A 15,563-nucleotide genomic window follows, 5' to 3' on the forward strand; every position below is an offset into this window, starting at 1 on the left:
TTTCCGCCCGAGGGCATGACAGGTCAAGCAGGCGCCCCGCGCGGACTACTCGCCGGCGGTGTCGCCGGCCACGGTCATCCGTCCGACGAGGATCGAGCCGGTACGCACGTGCGAGCGCGGATCGACATCGCTCCCGACGGCTTCGATGGCAGAGAACATCGACTTCAGGTTGCCCGCGATGGTGATGCCGTCGACGGGATACTGTAGTTGGCCGTCCTCGACCCAGAAGCCGGCCGCGCCGCGCGAGTAATCGCCGGTGACGTTGTTGACGCCCTGCCCCATCAGCTCGGTCACCAGCAGGCCGCGGCCCATCCCACGCAGCATCGATTCGAAATCGCCCGCGTTGGCCTCGACCTGCAGGTTGTGCACGCCGCCGGCATTGGCGGTGGTCTGCAGGCCCAGCTTGCGCGCCGAATAGCTGCCCAGGATGTAGCGCTGCAGCACGCCGCCCTTCACCAGCGGCGCTTCGCGCGTGGCCACGCCTTCGGCGTCGAACGAGGCCGAACGGAAACCGCGCGGCAGGAACGGCAGCTCGTCCACCGCGAACCATGACGGGAACAGCTGCTTGCCGGCCGCATCCACCAGGAACGAAGCGCGGCGGTACAGCGCACCGCCGGATGCGGCACCCAGCAGGTGCCCGATGAGCGAGCGCGCCATCTCCGCGGCGAACAGGACCGGGTACTCGCCCGTGGCGATCTGGCGCGGCTCCAGTCGCGATGCGGCACGTTCCGCGGCCTTGCGGCCGACCGTCGCGGCCGATTCCAGATCGTCCGCCGACAGGCCGATCGTGTACCACCCATCGCGCTGCATGGCGTCGCCGCGCCCGGCGATCAGTGCGCAGCTCAGGCTGTGCTGCGTGCTGCGCTCGCGCCCGATGAAGCCATGCGAGTTGGCGTACACGCTGATGCTCTCGCCGGTACCGACCGAGGCACCGTCGGAGTTCTCGATGCGGGGATCGGAATCGCGGCCGGCCTGCTCGCTGGCCAGCGCCAGGTCGATGGCGCGGTCGGCGTCGATCATCCACGGATGCCACGAGTCGAACTCGCGCAGGTCGGTGGCCATCAGCTCCTTGTCGGCCAGCCCCGCCGCATCGTCGTCTTCGGTATGGCGCGCGATGGCGCAGGCCTGCTCGACGGTGGAATCGAGGCTTTCCTCGCGCAGGTCGGCCGTGCTGGCGCTGCCCTTGCGCTTGCCGAAATACACCGTGACGGAAATGCCGCGGTCGCGCGTGGACTCGACGGTTTCCACCTCGCCCATGCGCACGTTGACGCTCAGGCCGGATTCCTCCGAGCACGACACTTCCGCCTGCGTGGCGCCGCACGCGCGGGCGCGGTCGAGCAGGCGCTGCGACAGCTCCGACAGCGCATCCAGGCGCGCGTGGCTGTCGCCGAGCGAGGCGGCGTAGGCGGGCAGGTTCTGGGCGGCGATCTGGCTCAAGCGGGTGTCCTTGTCGGGTTTTGCGGGCGCGAACGGAGGCGGCTGGCGGCGGATAAAGCCCGTGTGAGTGCTTTATCGGCGCACATCCGCGAAAATCCGCGTCCGATGTCATTTTGTGCAGGTGCCCCATGCGAGGCAGGGATCCGGAATCCGGCGAATTTCTCAGCCCCAGCCGCAGCCAGAACCGGCGCGAGGCGCTGGAAGTGCTCGCGCTGGGCGAGAAGCTGGTGTCGTTGAGCGAAGCCCAGCTGGCCAAGCTGCCCGTGCCCGACTCGCTGCTGCCGCACATCCGCGACTGCAAGCGCATCACCGCGCACATCGCGCACAAGCGCCAGCTGGCGTACCTGGCCAAGCAGATGCGCCGCGAGGACGACGAGGTGCTCGAGGCCATCCGCGATGCTCTGGACGAACATGGCGAGACCGCGCGGCGCGAGGTTGCGGCCATGCATCGCGTCGAGGCCTGGCGCGAGCGCCTGCTCGACGACGGCGACGCGGCGCTGGCCCAGCTGCTCGACGAACACCCCACCGCGGACCGGCAGCACCTGCGCGCGCTGGTGCGCAACGCGCTGGACGAGCGCCACAAGAACAAGCCGCCGCGCGCGTTCCGCGAGCTTTACCGCGAACTGCGCGAGCTGATCCTGGGCGGTGCGGCGTCGGACGTCGATGCCGATGCGGTCGACATCGACGACACCGACGAACGCTAGCCCCTCTCCCTCCGGGAGAGGGGTTGGGGTGAGGATCGGAGAAACCGACACATCCGCGCGATTGGCGCATTGAAGCACCGCGCGGGCTTCCCGTTCCGCTCCGTTCGCCCTCATCCGCCCTACGGGCATCTCGTATCGAGTACGGGATAGGCTCTTCTCCCGCAGGGAGAAGGGAAAAACCATGGGCTTCACGCCTGCGTACCGCCCACCGTCAGCTGGTCGATCAGCAGCGAAGGCTGGCCCACGCCGACGGGCACGCTCTGTCCGTCCTTGCCGCACACGCCGACGCCTTCGTCCAGTTCGAGGTCGTGGCCGATCATCTTCACGCGCTGCATGGTTTCGGGACCGTTGCCGATCAGCGTGGCGCCCTTCACCGGCGCGGTGATCCTGCCGTCCTCGATCAGGTACGCCTCGGTTGCCGAGAACACGTACTTGCCGCTGGTGATGTCCACCTGCCCACCGCCGAAGTTCACGGCGTACAGGCCCTTCTTCACCGAGCGGATCATCTCTTCGGGATCGTGCTGGCCGGCCAGCATGTAGGTGTTGGTCATGCGCGGCATCGGCAGGTGCGCGAACGATTCGCGACGGCCGTTGCCGGTCGGCGCCATGCCCATCAGGCGCGCGTTGAGCGTGTCCTGCATGTAGCCCACCAGCACGCCGTCCTCGATCAGGGTGGTGCAGTTGGTCGGCGTGCCCTCGTCGTCGATGTTGAGCGAGCCGCGGCGCCCGGCCAGCGTGCCGTCGTCGACGATGGTCACGCCCGACGCGGCCACGCGCTGGCCCATGCGGCCGGCGTAGGTGGACGTGCCCTTGCGGTTGAAGTCGCCCTCCAGCCCGTGGCCGACCGCCTCGTGCAGCAGCACGCCCGGCCAGCCCGCGCCCAGCACCACCGGCATCACGCCGGCCGGCGCATCGATGGCCTCCAGGTTCACCAGCGCCTGACGCAGCGCCTCGCGCGCGAGCTTTTCGGGCTTGTCGCCATCAAGCAGTTCCGCATAGCTGTAACGTCCGCCGCCGCCGGCATAGCCGCTTTCGCGTCGGCCGTTCTGTTCGACGATCACCTGCACGTTCAGTCGCACCAGCGGGCGCACGTCCGCAGCCAGCACGCCGTCGCTGCGCGCGATCAGCACGGTATCGACGCCGCCGGACAGGCTCACCATCACCTGCTGCACGCGCGGATCGGCCGCTCGCAGCAGCTTGTCGACGCGGCGCAAGGCCTCGACCTTGGCTTCGTTCGCGTAACCGTCGATGGGGTCTTCGGCGACGTAGAGCTCGCGGCCACCGCCGCGCACCAGCGAATGCGGCGCCTGCACCGAGCCGTCGCGGGCGATGGCGCGCGCCGACTTCGCGGCCGCCAGCAGCGCCTGCGTGTTGATCTCGTCCGAATACGAAAAGCCGGTCTTCTCGCCGCTGATCGCGCGCACGCCGACGCCCTGCTCGATCGAGTGCGCGCCGTCCTTGACGATGCCGTCCTCCACGGTCCAGCTCTCGCGGCGCGAATGCTGGAAATACAGGTCGCCGAAGTCGACGCCCGGGCCCAGCAGCGTGCCGAACGTGCGTTCGAGGCCGCCCGTGTCCAGGCCGGCAGGCAGCAGCAGGCGGGTTTCGGCGATCTGGAGGGGAAGGGTCATGCGGTGCTCTCGACGGTGAGTGCATTCCGGATGCGGCGACCGCCTGCTGTTCGGAGCAGGCCTGCGCTGCGGGAATGAGGGAGACGGCGGAAAACCGCCCAAAGGACAGATGGTGGCACAACCGGCGAATCCAACGGCCTTCACGCGCGGTCCGGCCCCGGCCAAGGCACGATTCAGCCCGAGGGGGGCTCCGCTTCAGCCTCGGCCCGCCCCTGCTCGCTGCCGACCACCTCGACCTTGGGCTCCTTCCAGGGCCCGGTGACGCGGTAGGTGCGCGAGGTGATCTGCCCCAGTGGACGCTGCAGCACCGCATTCGCCGCGGCGCCGATGGCCGCGCCGACCGGCCCGGCGGCGATCGCGCCGGCCACGGTCAGCAAGTTGCCGGCCTTGGGGCGCACTTCAATGGTCTGGTCGAAGGTCTGGACGCGCAGGTTCGCGCTGCCGCGGATGCCGATGGACGCGGCCGGGCCGTCGATCACCAGGTCGTCGCTGCGCGCGGTACCGTCGGCGAAGCGCACCTTGCCGCCCGCCTGGTTGAAGGCGAAACCCTTGTAGAAGAAATCACGGAAATCGAGCATCAGCCGGCGTGGCAGCTGGGCCAGGCTGAGCAGGCCAAGCACGCGGCCGGCACCGGGCTCCACTTCCAGCAGGCGGCCATCGCGGATGTCCGCCTCCAGCGTGCCGTCGAGCGTGGCCAGGTTGAAGGCGGCCGGGCTCCCGGCCCAGCCCGCAGCGAAATGCATGCTGCCGGTCCCGCCCGCGAGCTGCCGGCCCATGCCGAAGCCCGCCAGCAGCTCGCCCAGGTCTTCGCTGCCGATCCGCACGTCCAGTCGTGTGCGCGCGCTCGCGCCGCGCCCATCCCAGTCGCCGCTGACGTCGATGCGCTGCTCGTCGCCGCGCGTCTGTATCTGCTCGATGCGCATGCCGGTGGCGGTCGGCCGGGTGCGCAATTTCGCTTCGCCCAGGTGCGCGTCGGATACGCGCAGGTCGGCGATGTCGATGGTCAGCGGCGGGATGCCGGCGGGATTGAACGGGTCCTGCGTCGGCGCGGACGCTGCGGCATCGGCCGGCGTGCCAGCTGCTCGCCTGGGCGCTCGCCAGTACAGCCGCTCGAACCGGCCCGCAATCGTCGCGTTCTGCGCGGACGGAATCAGCAGCGCGCCCTGGAGCGCAGCGCCTTCGGCCTGCACCGCCGTCGCGCCCTGCGCCGCAGGCACGACCACCAAATGTGTTTCCGGGAACACGCCGCCGAGCAGGTTCAAACGCTGCGCGGTCACGTCGATGCGCTGCAGCGGCAGGCCGCCGCCACTGCCACCGCCCTGCAGCAGCGCGATCCAATCGATCGCATCGAGATCGGCGGCACGCCCGGTGGCAATCAATCCTCGCGCGGGCGGCACGTCATCTACGCGACTGCTGCCCAGCACCAGTCGCACGCCGGTGCGGCTCGCGCCGGTCGAATCGCTCTGGGTGCGTGCGCGCACCGCGATCACGTTGCCCAGGTTCACGCGCACGTCGCCGCTGCCCATCGGCAATGGCGTCTCCACGCTGGCGGCGAGCGCGTGGTCCGCGTCCTTGCGCAACGGCGCAGGCAGCGTGAGCGCAGTGCCGACGAGGTTGCTCTGCAACTGCAGCAGCGTCGTCGCGGGCTGGCCCTGCGCTGTCTTCGGGATGGCGATGCCGATGGTCCACGCGGAACGCCCGGTTACGTGCGGCTTCAGCCACGCCATTTCCGGCGCGCGATCGAGCAGGGCGGCCGCGTCCATCTGCACGTCGAGCCCGCCCTCGAACACGTGATCGCGATTGCGCACGAAGTCGGCGCCTGCGCGCAGCGACAGCGAGCCGGGCTGGCCTTCGTGGCGCACCTTCAATCCCTCGGCGCGGAAGCCGCCGCGCGCGTATTCGGCACGGCCGTTGACCTGATCGAACGAGAGCTTCCAGCGCGGATCGGCCAGCTTGGCGTCCTTCAGTTCGACCGTTCCGCCGATGGCGGTGACGGACCCGGGCCGCAGCGGCATGTTCATGTCGAACGTGACGCCGGCAGGTCCGCTGGCGACCACGTTCTTCAGCGTATCCGCGTGTTCCTTCTGCAGCGGACTCTCGCGCAGTAGCCGCAGCAGTTGCGCGGCATCGGCGGCGCCCTGCGCCTGCACCGTCAGCGCGCCATCGCGGTAATGGTCGATGCCGGCGCGGATCTGCGGAATCTCGACGCCGTGCAGACGGCCCTTGCCAGCGACGGTAAAGCCATCCGCGATGAACGCGACGTCGGCGTTGAGCCCTTCGACCGCGGGCCAGTCCGGCTGGAACTTGATCACCGTGTCCTGCAGTTGCGCGCGCGCTTCGAACAGGCCGTTGCGGTCACGGAAGGGCCAGTCGTCCAGATCACCGGAGACCACCGCGCGACCGTTGCGCACGTAGCCGTCCACCAGCGCCGCATCCAGCCATTGCACGACGCGTTGCGGCATCCGATGGCGGATCCAGAAACCCTTGGCCGCCGGCACGCGAGCCTCGTCGATGTCGGCCGCGATATCGATCCACGGCCGCGAACCATCGCCCTGCCACCACAGCCCGCCGCGCGCGTCGACGCCGAAGCCTTCGCCACGCACCTGCAATGCCGGTGTACCGATGCGCCAGCCCGCGCCTTCGCGCCAGCCGGCGACCATGCCGCGCAGCGAAACGGTGTGGGCCACGCCGAAGCCCCGCGGCCAGTCGAACCGCATCGGCGAAAGCGGGTCGAGTTTCAGGCTGAAACCATCCGCGTCGCCGTCGAACTCGCCGGCCAGTCCGCTCATGCCCGGCGAGTTGCCCACTGCGTCGAATCCGAACGCCGAGATGCGCGCGTGCGCACGCATCGCACCGCCGCGCACGCCGGCGACTTCGATGCGTTGCAGCGACAGGCGCGGACGCGTGTTCTGCAGCCAGGTGCGGACGCCGGGCGTGAGGCGATCGCTGAGTGCGGCCGCGGCTAGCAGCGGGCCGGCGTCGATGCGGTCGGCGAGCAGCGCGAAGGTACGCCCGCCGGCCACCGCCAGCCCATCGAGCTTCTGCGCCTGGCCGATGCTGTCGAGCCGCAGCGTCGGCGCATCCACACGCCAACCGCCGTCGGTGAGCTGCCAACGCGCCAGCGCCGCGACGCGCGCGAATTCCACGCGAGGTACCGCACCGCCCTGCAGCGGGGCGCCGCGCAGGCCGACGCGATCCAGCGCCACGTCGGCGATGACACGCGTGATGCGATGTCCGTCGAGATCGGCCCAGGCTTCCGCACGCCCGTGGCCGGATTCGCCGCTGATGCCCGCCACCTGCAGCGTCGGCGCCCACGCGGCCAGGTCGGCGCGACGCGCGCCGACGTAGGCGCGTCCGTCACCCTGCTTGCGGTCGAAGTCGAGTACCGCGTCCAGCGGCGAAGACGGCGCGCCTGGCACGCCCATGTTCGGCCAGGCCCGCACGCCCACCCGCACGCGGGGCCCATCCACGCGCAGCCGCAGGTTGATGCGCGGAATGCGCGCGTCGATACCCATGCGCGGCGCGATCACCGCGAGCTTGCCGTCGATGACCTGCAGTTCGCCAAGCCCTTCCAGCGCGGCGAACGGATCGCGCGCAGGCTCGCCCTGCCCCGGCAATCCACGCACCTTCCAACGACCGTCGTCGGCACGTTCCAGCGTCAGGTCCAAGCCGCGCAAACGCAGTTCGGAGAATGCGTGCCCGGGCAGCAGACCCGCATACACCGACACCAGCATCTCGGTGTCGCCGACCGTGAAGGCCTGATCGCCTGCGCCCACGCGCAGGTTGTCCAGCCGCAGCAGCGGGCCGCGGCGGGTCCATTGCGTTTCGACGCGATCGAAACTGACCGGGCGGCCGGCGCGCTCGCTCAGCCATGCCGCGATGCGCTGCGGATTGCGCTCGGCCAGCGGCAGGACCTGGCTGGCCACCGCCAGCACCAGCGCCACCAGCACCAAGGCGAGCGCAACGGTATACCCCACCCCGCGGCGGGCCATGCGCAGGCGGCGGCGCAGAGGCGTGGGCATATCAGTACGGCTGGTCCGAAAACGCTGTCAGGTGACGAGATGCGTGATGCACGATCGCGGCGCATCGCGACCGCGCCGACACCGTGCACCGGGATTGCGCATTCTCCCGCGCAGGGCGACAACGTCGCGTTACCACCACACCAGATGCCGCTGGTTCGTCGTTCGCGTTTCGTTCAGAGCAGCACGACATCGAACTGCTCCTGCGCGTACTGGTCGTCCTGCTGGAAGCGGATCGACTTGCCCAGGAATTCCTCCAGTTCAGCCACTGCCGCCGACTCCTCGTCGGTGATGCGCGCCACCACTTTCGGCGAGGCGATCACCAGCAGGCGCTGCGCATCGAACTGGCGCACCTGGCGGACGATGTCGCGGAAGATCTCGTAGGTGACCGTCTCGGGCGTCTTCAGCGTGCCGCGGCCGCCGCATTCGTGGCATGGCTCGCACAGCTGGCGCTCCAGGCTTTCGGTGGTGCGCTTGCGGGTCATTTCCACCAGGCCCAGCGGCGAGAAGTCGTACACCGTGGTCTTGGCGTGGTCGCGCGCGAGCGACTTCTCCAGCTGCCGCAGCACCTGGCGCTTGTGCTCGGCATCGGTCATGTCGATGAAGTCGATGATGATGATGCCGCCCAGGTTGCGCAGGCGCAGCTGGCGCGCGACCGACTGCGCCGCCTCCAGGTTGGTGCGGTACACCGTTTCCTCGAGGTTGCGCTGGCCCAGGAACGAACCGGTGTTGATGTCCACCGTCGTCATCGCTTCGGTCTGGTCGATGACCAGGTAGCCGCCGGACTTGAGCGGCACTTCCTTGTCGAGCGCCCGCTGGATCTCATCCTCGACGCCGTACAGGTCGAAGATGGGGCGCGCGCCCGTGTAGTGCTCGATCTTTTCGTCGAGGCCCGGCATGTACTGCGCAGCGAACACACGCAGGCGCTCGCAGGTCTCGCGCGAATCCACGCGTACCTTCTCCACGTCCTTGCGCATCAGGTCGCGTACGGCGCGCATGGGCAGGTTGAGGTCTTCGTACACGCGTTCGCCGACGCGTGCGTTGCGCGATCGCTCCTCGATCAGGCCCCACACGCGGCCCAGGTAAGCCACGTCCTCGGCCAGCTGTTCTTCAGGCTGGCCTTCGGCATTGGTGCGCACGATGTAACCGTGGCTTTCGCCGGCCGGTGCGGTTGCCACGATGTGCGCCTTCAGGCGTGCGCGCTCGGCTTCGTCCTCGATGCGCGCCGACACGCCGACCACGCGCGTGCGCGGCAGCAGCACCAGGTATCGCGATGGAATGCTCAGCTGCGTGGTCAGGCGCGCGCCCTTGCTGCCGATGGGGTCCTTGACCACCTGCACGATGATGTCCTGACCCTCGCGCAGCAGCTCGGCGATCGGCCGCGTCGGCGTGGGCGGCAGCGGTGCTTCCTCGCCGGCGTTCTCGCCTTCCGCGACCGGCACCGGCTTGACGATGTCGGCCGCGTGCAGGAACGCCGCGCGCTCCAGTCCGATGTCGACGAAGGCCGCCTGCATGCCCGGCATCACCCGCTGCACCTTGCCCTTGTAGATGTTGCCCACCACGCCGCGACGCCAGCCGCGCTCGATGTGCAACTCCTGCAGCATTCCGTTCTCGACCACGGCCACGCGCGTTTCGCGCGGCGTGACGTTGACCAGGATCTCCTCGCTCATCGTGCGCAGCCCCCGATGAAGACAGGGGCTTTCGACGCGGATGAGCGCAGATCGACACGGAGGAAGCCGATCGCGTGAGCCATGAAGTTGTTTCCCGAGCCGAGTGAGCGGTCCTGCACCATCACATCCTCCGCCCTCATCCGTGGTCGCCCGCGTTGGTCTGTGTCGAAGAACCATCCTTCAGCAGCCCAAACTCCCGCAGCAGCGTGGCGGTCTCGTACAGTGGCAGGCCCATCACGCCCGAGTAGCTCCCCGACAGGCGCGTGGTGAACGCTTCAGCCAGGCCCTGGATGGCGTACGCACCGGCACGGCCATGCGGTTCGCCGCTGGCGACATAGGCATCGATCAGCGCCGGTGTGAGTTCGGCGAAGGTCACTTCCGACACCGACACGGCCTGCAGCTCCCGTGAGGGCGAGACCATCGAGACCGCGGAAATGACCTGGTGCGTCCGGCCGGACAGGCGGCGCAGCATGGCCACGGCATCGGCGTCGTCGGCCGGCTTGCCGAAGACCTCGCCGTCCAGCACGACCTCGGTATCCGAGCCGAGCACGACCGCCCTGGGGTTGCCCATCACTTTCAGCAAACCCGCGCCCGCCTTCTCGCGGGCGACCCGGCGGACGTACTGCTCGGGCGGCTCTCCGGGCTGCGGATGCTCGGGAATATCGATGTCCAGGATGCCGAATTCGGCACCGGGCCGACCCGACAGCAGGCGGCCCAGCAATTCGTGACGGCGTGGGGATTTGGAGGCGAGATACAGCATCGGCGAAGCATAACCCGGGCTGACTGGAGGCCAGAGCAGGCATCATCTGTAACCCCGACCGGGCTCACGAATCGTTCACCGGATCGCCAAGACCCTGAGTCCATCGGAGTCGGTGGCCTCTCACCCACAAGGAGTCGTACATGCCCCAGCTGTCGTTTCGCCCCGCCCTGCGTCCCCTGGTCCTTGCCGCTGCCCTCGCCTTCGGAGCCCTGCCCGCCGTGACCTCCGCCCAGACCACGCCCTACGTCGCCACCGATGGCACGCTGCTGTCCGTGTCGGCCCAGGCCGAGGCGCGCCGCGCGCCGGACATCGCCACGCTTTCGACCGGCGTGGTCACGCAGGCCGCGGACGCCAACGCCGCCATGCGCGCCAATGCCGAGCAGATGGCCAAGGTGGTCGCCGCGATCAAGGCCGCGGGCATTGCCGAGCGCGACGTGCAGACCAGTGGCGTAAATCTCAACCCGCAGTACAGGTACGCCGAGAACCAGCCGCCCACCATCACCGGCTACCAGGCGATCAACAACGTCAACATCGTCGTGCGCGACATCGCCAAGCTCGGGAAGATCATGGACGCCCTGGTCGCCACCGGCGCCAACCAGATCAACGGCCCGACCTTCGACCTGGACGATGCGAAGAAGGAGTCCGCCTACGACGAAGCGCGCCGCGCGGCGGTCGAGAAGGCCCAGGCCCGCGCCGAGATGTACGCCAAGACGCTGGGCAAGAAGGTGCGCCGCATCGTCAGCATCAGCGAAGGCGGCAGCTTCGCCCCGCCGCGCCCGATGCCGATGATGGCGATGAAGGCCATGGACCGCATGGAGTCCACGCCGATCTCACCGGGCGAAAACACCCTGTCGGTCAATCTGGACGTGGTGTTCGAACTCGGAAACTGACATGACCCGCTCCGGAAAGACCGCTCCGCCCGCACCCGATCCCCGCCCCGGCCACAACCCGGGCTATTCCGAACCCCGGCCGCGCGACCGCGAGGATGCGCACTACCCGCCGCGGCGCGAGAAGCCCAACCCCGACGAAGGCGGAATGGATCGCGAGCCGGAGACCGGACCGGAGCCGAACTGACGGCAACGCACTAGGCAACAGAAGGCCCGCTTCGGCGGGCCTTCCTTGTTTTAAAGCTTCAACCCCGACGGCCGCATCCGCACGTTCGTCGTCATGGCACACCACAGGAGGTCGCCATGGCACACGCGAGCACATTTCTCGCACCGCTCCACGCCCGTCGCGAACCGCTCGACGGCCACCGCATCGCCGCCAACGCGGGCACGATCGTCATCAACGCCGGACTGATACTGCTGTTGCTGGTGCCGCTGGCAAGCCGCACACCGCCCACGCGGCCCGAGCGGGACGATGCGATACAGATCGTCGACATCCACAAGCCCGAGCCGAAGATCGAGCCGGTGCAGATAGTCCAGCAGCCGCGTCCAACACCACGTCCCATCCTGCCGACACCGCTGTCGCAGATCGCGCCGACGGTCGAACCGGTGGTCGACGCACAGCCGGGCGACATCGCCATCGAGCCCGCGGAAGTCGTCGCCGACGCAGGCGCCTCTCTCGATCCGATCCCGCCGGCGGGCGGTGCGCAGTTGCAGGCCGTGCTGGCTCCACCACCGCCCTATCCCGCCCAGGCCATCCGCGATGGCATCGGCGGCGTGGTCGAACTGGAAATCCTCGTCGACATCGACGGCCAGCCGCTTGAGGCACGCGTCGTACGCAGCAGCGGCCATCGCCTGCTAGACCAGTCCGCACGCCGCACGGTGCTCACGCGCTGGAAGTTCCGGCCCGCCATGCGCAACGGCCAGCCGGTTCAAGCTCTGGGCCGCGTGCCGATCGAGTTCAAGCTGTCGAACTGAAAAACTGGCGTCTGTCCAACGGCCCGGATTTCCGGGCCGTTTTTTTGTTCGGCAGGGCAAGTCCGCGACCCGGAATGTCGCGATGGAAGAATGAATCTCGGCCTGTTTCGGACAGTTCCGATTCGAGCCTTCCTGGTGGATTCACAGACTGGCGGGTCAGCCCGTTGGGCTGACATCGGCCCGCATTGGCCAACGAGCAAGCGCCATCGGGAGCGATGGCGCTCAGTCCGACCACCAGGAAGATCCTTCATGAGCAACAACAAACCCCGATTCCATCCACTTGCACTTTCCGTGGCCACGGCCATGGCCACGCCGGCGCTGGTTCATGCCCAGCAGTTGATCGTCACCGACGGCTCTTCGCAGACCGCAGTGGGAAGCTATGCCACTACCGCTGTTGGATTTCCTGATGGCGTTGCGCTCGGCGTGCAAAACGATGGCAGCCTCATCGATGGCGACGGCGTAACTGCGTCGAGCAGTGGCGACGCGGCCGTTACCGTTTTCGCAGGGCGAGCCGGCAGCATCGCACTGACCAACTCCCAGATCGGCGCGAGCGGCACGGATGCCTCCGCCGTGTGGGCGGAGGCCGATGGGCATATCACGCTGACCGATAGCGACGTGATCGCCACCGGCACTTCCGCCAACGGCGTGGTCGCGGCTGACGGCCAGATACTGATGACGGGTGGATCGATCCGCACCGGTGCGAACGGTGGACCTGCCATCGTCTCCTCGGGCGCGAATGGACTCGTGCAGTCCATCGGCCAGCAGATCGCCGGAGATGGCGCCGGAAGCGAAGTGGTCCGCTCCGAGGCCGGTGGCCACGTCGAACTGACTGGCAGTTCCGTCACGGCGCAAGGGGTCGATAACTGGGGCTTGTTTGCCATCGGCGATGGAAGCCAGATCGAAGCCACCGACGTCGAGGTCACGGTTCATGGGGATTCGAGCCGCACCGTGGCGGCCGCGGAAGGTGGACGGATCCGGCTGGACAACGCGCGCCTTCATGCGGACGGCATGTTCGACGCAGGCATCTCGGCCATTGGCGAAGGCAGCTATGTCAACGCGAGCCAGACCGAAATCATCGGCACCGGATTCGGCAGTGCAGGCGCCTGGGCGGACGATGGTGCGACCGTGCGACTCGGGGAAGGCACCACGATCACGACATCAGGCGAGGGCGTAGCTGCAAGAGGCGCTGGCAGCGAGCTCATCGCCAATGGCGTGTCCATCACCACGTATGGAGACACGGCGACCGGTGCATTGGCGGCGCGAGGCGCACGCGTGCAATTGCAGGACACCTCGGTGGATACGTCGGGCGTCGGCGCATATGGCCTCGTTGCAGCCGACACCGGTACTTCGTTGTGGACCGAAAACGTAACGGTCCGGACGACAGGGAGCCTCGCCCCGGCCACGGTCGCGATCGATGGTGCATTGCTTTCCCTGGGACAAGGCACTGAAGTCAATGCGCAGGGCGCCATGTCCAACGCGACCGAAGTGCTGGGAGCTGGCACCCGGTTCCAGGCCGACGGTGCCAGGCTGTCGAGCGCCGAAGCAACCGGCATCGTGATGTCCAACGGCGCCAGCGCGGTTCTCGACAGCACCGAAGTTGCAGGCGTGCATGCAATCGGATTCATGCGGGACGCCGCTGCGGCAGGTGACGTCACCGAGGCCGTCATTTCGGGCGGTCGCCTGACTTCCCGGCAAGCGGCACTCTATGTCGATTCCGGTTCCGCACGCGTCGCCCTCGCGGACAACGTCACGGTCGACAGCGATACCGGCCAACTCGCCTACGTGAAGCAGGGAGCGACGATGGACCTCGTCCTGCGCAATGCGAGCATCACCGGTGATGCGATCGGTGAACAGGCCGGCGCACTGAACATCACCATGGAAGATCGAAGCGCATTGAGCGGCGCAATCCGGAATGGCGGCAGCCTGACCATGATGGCAGGCTCGGCATGGACGCTGACCGCTTCCTCCGTCGTTACATCGCTCGACAATGCCGGCACGATTGCTTTCGGCGCACCTGTCGCCAATGGGTTCAAGACGCTCACCATCAACGGTGACTACACCGGCACCGATGGCACCCTCGTGCTCAATGCCGCACTGGGCAACGACACGTCGCGGGCGGACAAGGTCGTGGTGACGGGCAACACTTCGGGTAACACGCGCATGCTGGTCAACAACGTCGGCGGCGCAGGTGCCGCGACGACCAATGGCATCCAGGTCGTGCAGGTGGACGGAACGTCCGACGGCATGTTCCAGCTGGATGGGCGCGCCGTAGCTGGCTCGTACGAGTACCTGCTGCACAGGGGCGGGATTTCCGACCCGAATGACGGCGACTGGTACCTGCGCTCGGCTGCAACCGCGCCAGACCCCACCCCCGATCCCACGCCTGCTCCTTCCGACGGCGGCCGCCCCGACCCGGCCCCCTCCCCTACGCCGGTTTACCGTCCGGAGACCCTCGCCTATCTCGCCAACCAGGCCGCCGCCGTCGGCATGTTCCAGCACTCCATGCACGATCGCATGGGCGAGCCGAACTTCGCCGGCGACAACGACGGTGCCGCCGGCTGGGTGCGCGTGGTCCGCAACCAGATGGACGGTCGCAGTGGCATGGACCAGCTGGATGCCGAAACCGACACCTCCGTGGTGCAGATCGGCGGCGAACTGACGCGAGGCGACCATGGTCGCTGGCACATCGGTGTGATGGGAGGCTCGGGCCAGGCCCAATCGCACGCGGGCTCTAACGTCACGGACTACCAGTCCAAGGGCAAGGTCAAGGGCTACAACCTCGGCGTGTATGGCACCTGGTTCGCCAATGCCGGTGAGCCGGGCGGCGTGTACGTCGACGGTTGGTTGCAGTACGGCCGTTACGACCACCGGGTCATGGGCGACTACCTGCGCGACGAAACCTACGACGCCAGCACCTGGGCCGCGTCGCTGGAGGCCGGCTATGCCCTGGCACTGTCGGAAGGCGGCAACGTCAACCTGTACCTGGAGCCGCAGGTGCAGGCCATCTACACCGACTACTCGGCAGACGATCACGTGGAAGCGAATGGCACGAAGGTGCGCGAGGACCAGGCCGGTGGCCTGACCACTCGTGTCGGCGCGCGCTTCTACGGGCATTCCGCCGATGCCAGTGGTAACCGCGTGCAGCCGTTCGTCACCGTCAACTGGTGGCACGAGAGCGACCAGAACGCGATGACGTTCGACGGCAACACGCTGAAGCTGGACCTGCCGCGGAACCGCTACGAAGTTAAGGCTGGCGTCCAGGCACGACTGGGCGGCGGCTGGGCGGGATGGGGTCAGCTGGGAGTGCAGAGCGGCGCAGACGACTACCGTGATGTGAACGGCCAGATCGGCGTCAATTACCGCTGGTAACCGGCTCCAACGCTACAGGCCAGGCCACCCCGGGCAACCGGGGTGGCCCTTCTTTTGAAAGAGGACGCCATTGCGCGGACCAGCTGAGCGGTCAGTCGCTGCCTTGCGTTC

At 68.2% G+C, this 15,563-nt stretch carries 10 protein-coding genes; 5 read left to right on the forward strand and 5 right to left on the reverse strand.

Features of this window, described 5'->3' with window-relative positions:
• Positions 1-45: 45 nt before the first annotated feature.
• Complete coding sequence (pmbA, locus tag VFE83_RS16575; RefSeq protein ID WP_324908257.1) at positions 46-1,413, reverse strand: metalloprotease PmbA; 1,368 nt, start codon at positions 1,411-1,413, stop codon at positions 46-48.
• A gap of 152 nt (positions 1,414-1,565) precedes the next feature.
• Here pmbA and yjgA point away from each other — a divergent pair, with 152 nt between their 5' ends.
• Positions 1,566-2,141, forward strand: a complete 576-nt coding sequence (gene yjgA / locus VFE83_RS16580; protein WP_324908177.1) for a ribosome biogenesis factor YjgA — start codon at positions 1,566-1,568, stop codon at positions 2,139-2,141.
• Positions 2,142-2,329: 188 nt separating this feature from the next.
• Here the strand turns inward: yjgA and tldD are convergent, their stop codons facing one another.
• From tldD to VFE83_RS16600, 4 genes are all read right to left on the reverse strand, one after another.
• Positions 2,330-3,772, reverse strand: coding sequence for a metalloprotease TldD (gene tldD / locus VFE83_RS16585; protein WP_324908179.1), 1,443 nt, complete (start codon positions 3,770-3,772; stop codon positions 2,330-2,332).
• Between the two features lie 173 nt (positions 3,773-3,945).
• Positions 3,946-7,794, reverse strand: a complete 3,849-nt coding sequence (locus VFE83_RS16590) for a YhdP family protein (RefSeq protein WP_324908181.1) — start codon at positions 7,792-7,794, stop codon at positions 3,946-3,948.
• 173 nt (positions 7,795-7,967) lie between these two features.
• Complete coding sequence (rng, locus tag VFE83_RS16595) at positions 7,968-9,461, reverse strand: ribonuclease G (protein ID WP_324908183.1); 1,494 nt, start codon at positions 9,459-9,461, stop codon at positions 7,968-7,970.
• A gap of 136 nt (positions 9,462-9,597) precedes the next feature.
• Positions 9,598-10,221: a Maf family protein gene (locus tag VFE83_RS16600; RefSeq protein WP_324908185.1), complete on the reverse strand. Its 624-nt coding sequence runs from the start codon at positions 10,219-10,221 to the stop codon at positions 9,598-9,600.
• A 140-nt stretch (positions 10,222-10,361) separates the two neighbouring features.
• Here VFE83_RS16600 and VFE83_RS16605 point away from each other — a divergent pair, with 140 nt between their 5' ends.
• From VFE83_RS16605 to VFE83_RS16620, 4 genes are all read left to right on the forward strand, one after another.
• Positions 10,362-11,111 (forward strand): SIMPL domain-containing protein, encoded by a 750-nt coding sequence (locus tag VFE83_RS16605; protein ID WP_324908187.1) that lies wholly within the window; start codon positions 10,362-10,364, stop codon positions 11,109-11,111.
• Position 11,112: 1 nt separating this feature from the next.
• Positions 11,113-11,295, forward strand: a complete 183-nt coding sequence (locus VFE83_RS16610; protein WP_324908189.1) for a hypothetical protein — start codon at positions 11,113-11,115, stop codon at positions 11,293-11,295.
• Positions 11,296-11,411: 116 nt separating this feature from the next.
• Positions 11,412-12,083 carry a TonB family protein gene (locus tag VFE83_RS16615; RefSeq protein ID WP_324908191.1) on the forward strand — a complete coding sequence of 224 codons (672 nt, stop codon included), beginning with the start codon at positions 11,412-11,414 and terminating at the stop codon, positions 12,081-12,083.
• A 249-nt stretch (positions 12,084-12,332) separates the two neighbouring features.
• Entirely contained in the window at positions 12,333-15,452 is a 3,120-nt protein-coding gene (locus VFE83_RS16620) for an autotransporter outer membrane beta-barrel domain-containing protein (RefSeq protein ID WP_324908193.1), read from the forward strand.
• Positions 15,453-15,563: the final 111 nt, after the last annotated feature.

It is taken from the genome of Lysobacter sp., from assembly GCF_035655815.1.
GTDB lineage: Bacteria > Pseudomonadota > Gammaproteobacteria > Xanthomonadales > Xanthomonadaceae > Lysobacter_J.

Bases quoted from the DNA above. Each gene is read 5' to 3' on its own strand.
- yjgA (WP_324908177.1), top strand. From the start codon at position 1,566: ATGCGAGGCAGGGATCCGGAATCCGGCGAATTTCTCAGCCCCAGCCGC.
- tldD (WP_324908179.1), bottom strand. From the start codon at position 3,772: ATGACCCTTCCCCTCCAGATCGCCGAAACCCGCCTGCTGCTGCCTGCC.
- VFE83_RS16590 (WP_324908181.1), bottom strand. From the start codon at position 7,794: ATGCCCACGCCTCTGCGCCGCCGCCTGCGCATGGCCCGCCGCGGGGTG.
- rng (WP_324908183.1), bottom strand. From the start codon at position 9,461: ATGAGCGAGGAGATCCTGGTCAACGTCACGCCGCGCGAAACGCGCGTG.
- VFE83_RS16600 (WP_324908185.1), bottom strand. From the start codon at position 10,221: ATGCTGTATCTCGCCTCCAAATCCCCACGCCGTCACGAATTGCTGGGC.
- VFE83_RS16605 (WP_324908187.1), top strand. From the start codon at position 10,362: ATGCCCCAGCTGTCGTTTCGCCCCGCCCTGCGTCCCCTGGTCCTTGCC.
- VFE83_RS16610 (WP_324908189.1), top strand. From the start codon at position 11,113: ATGACCCGCTCCGGAAAGACCGCTCCGCCCGCACCCGATCCCCGCCCC.
- VFE83_RS16615 (WP_324908191.1), top strand. From the start codon at position 11,412: ATGGCACACGCGAGCACATTTCTCGCACCGCTCCACGCCCGTCGCGAA.
- VFE83_RS16620 (WP_324908193.1), top strand. From the start codon at position 12,333: ATGAGCAACAACAAACCCCGATTCCATCCACTTGCACTTTCCGTGGCC.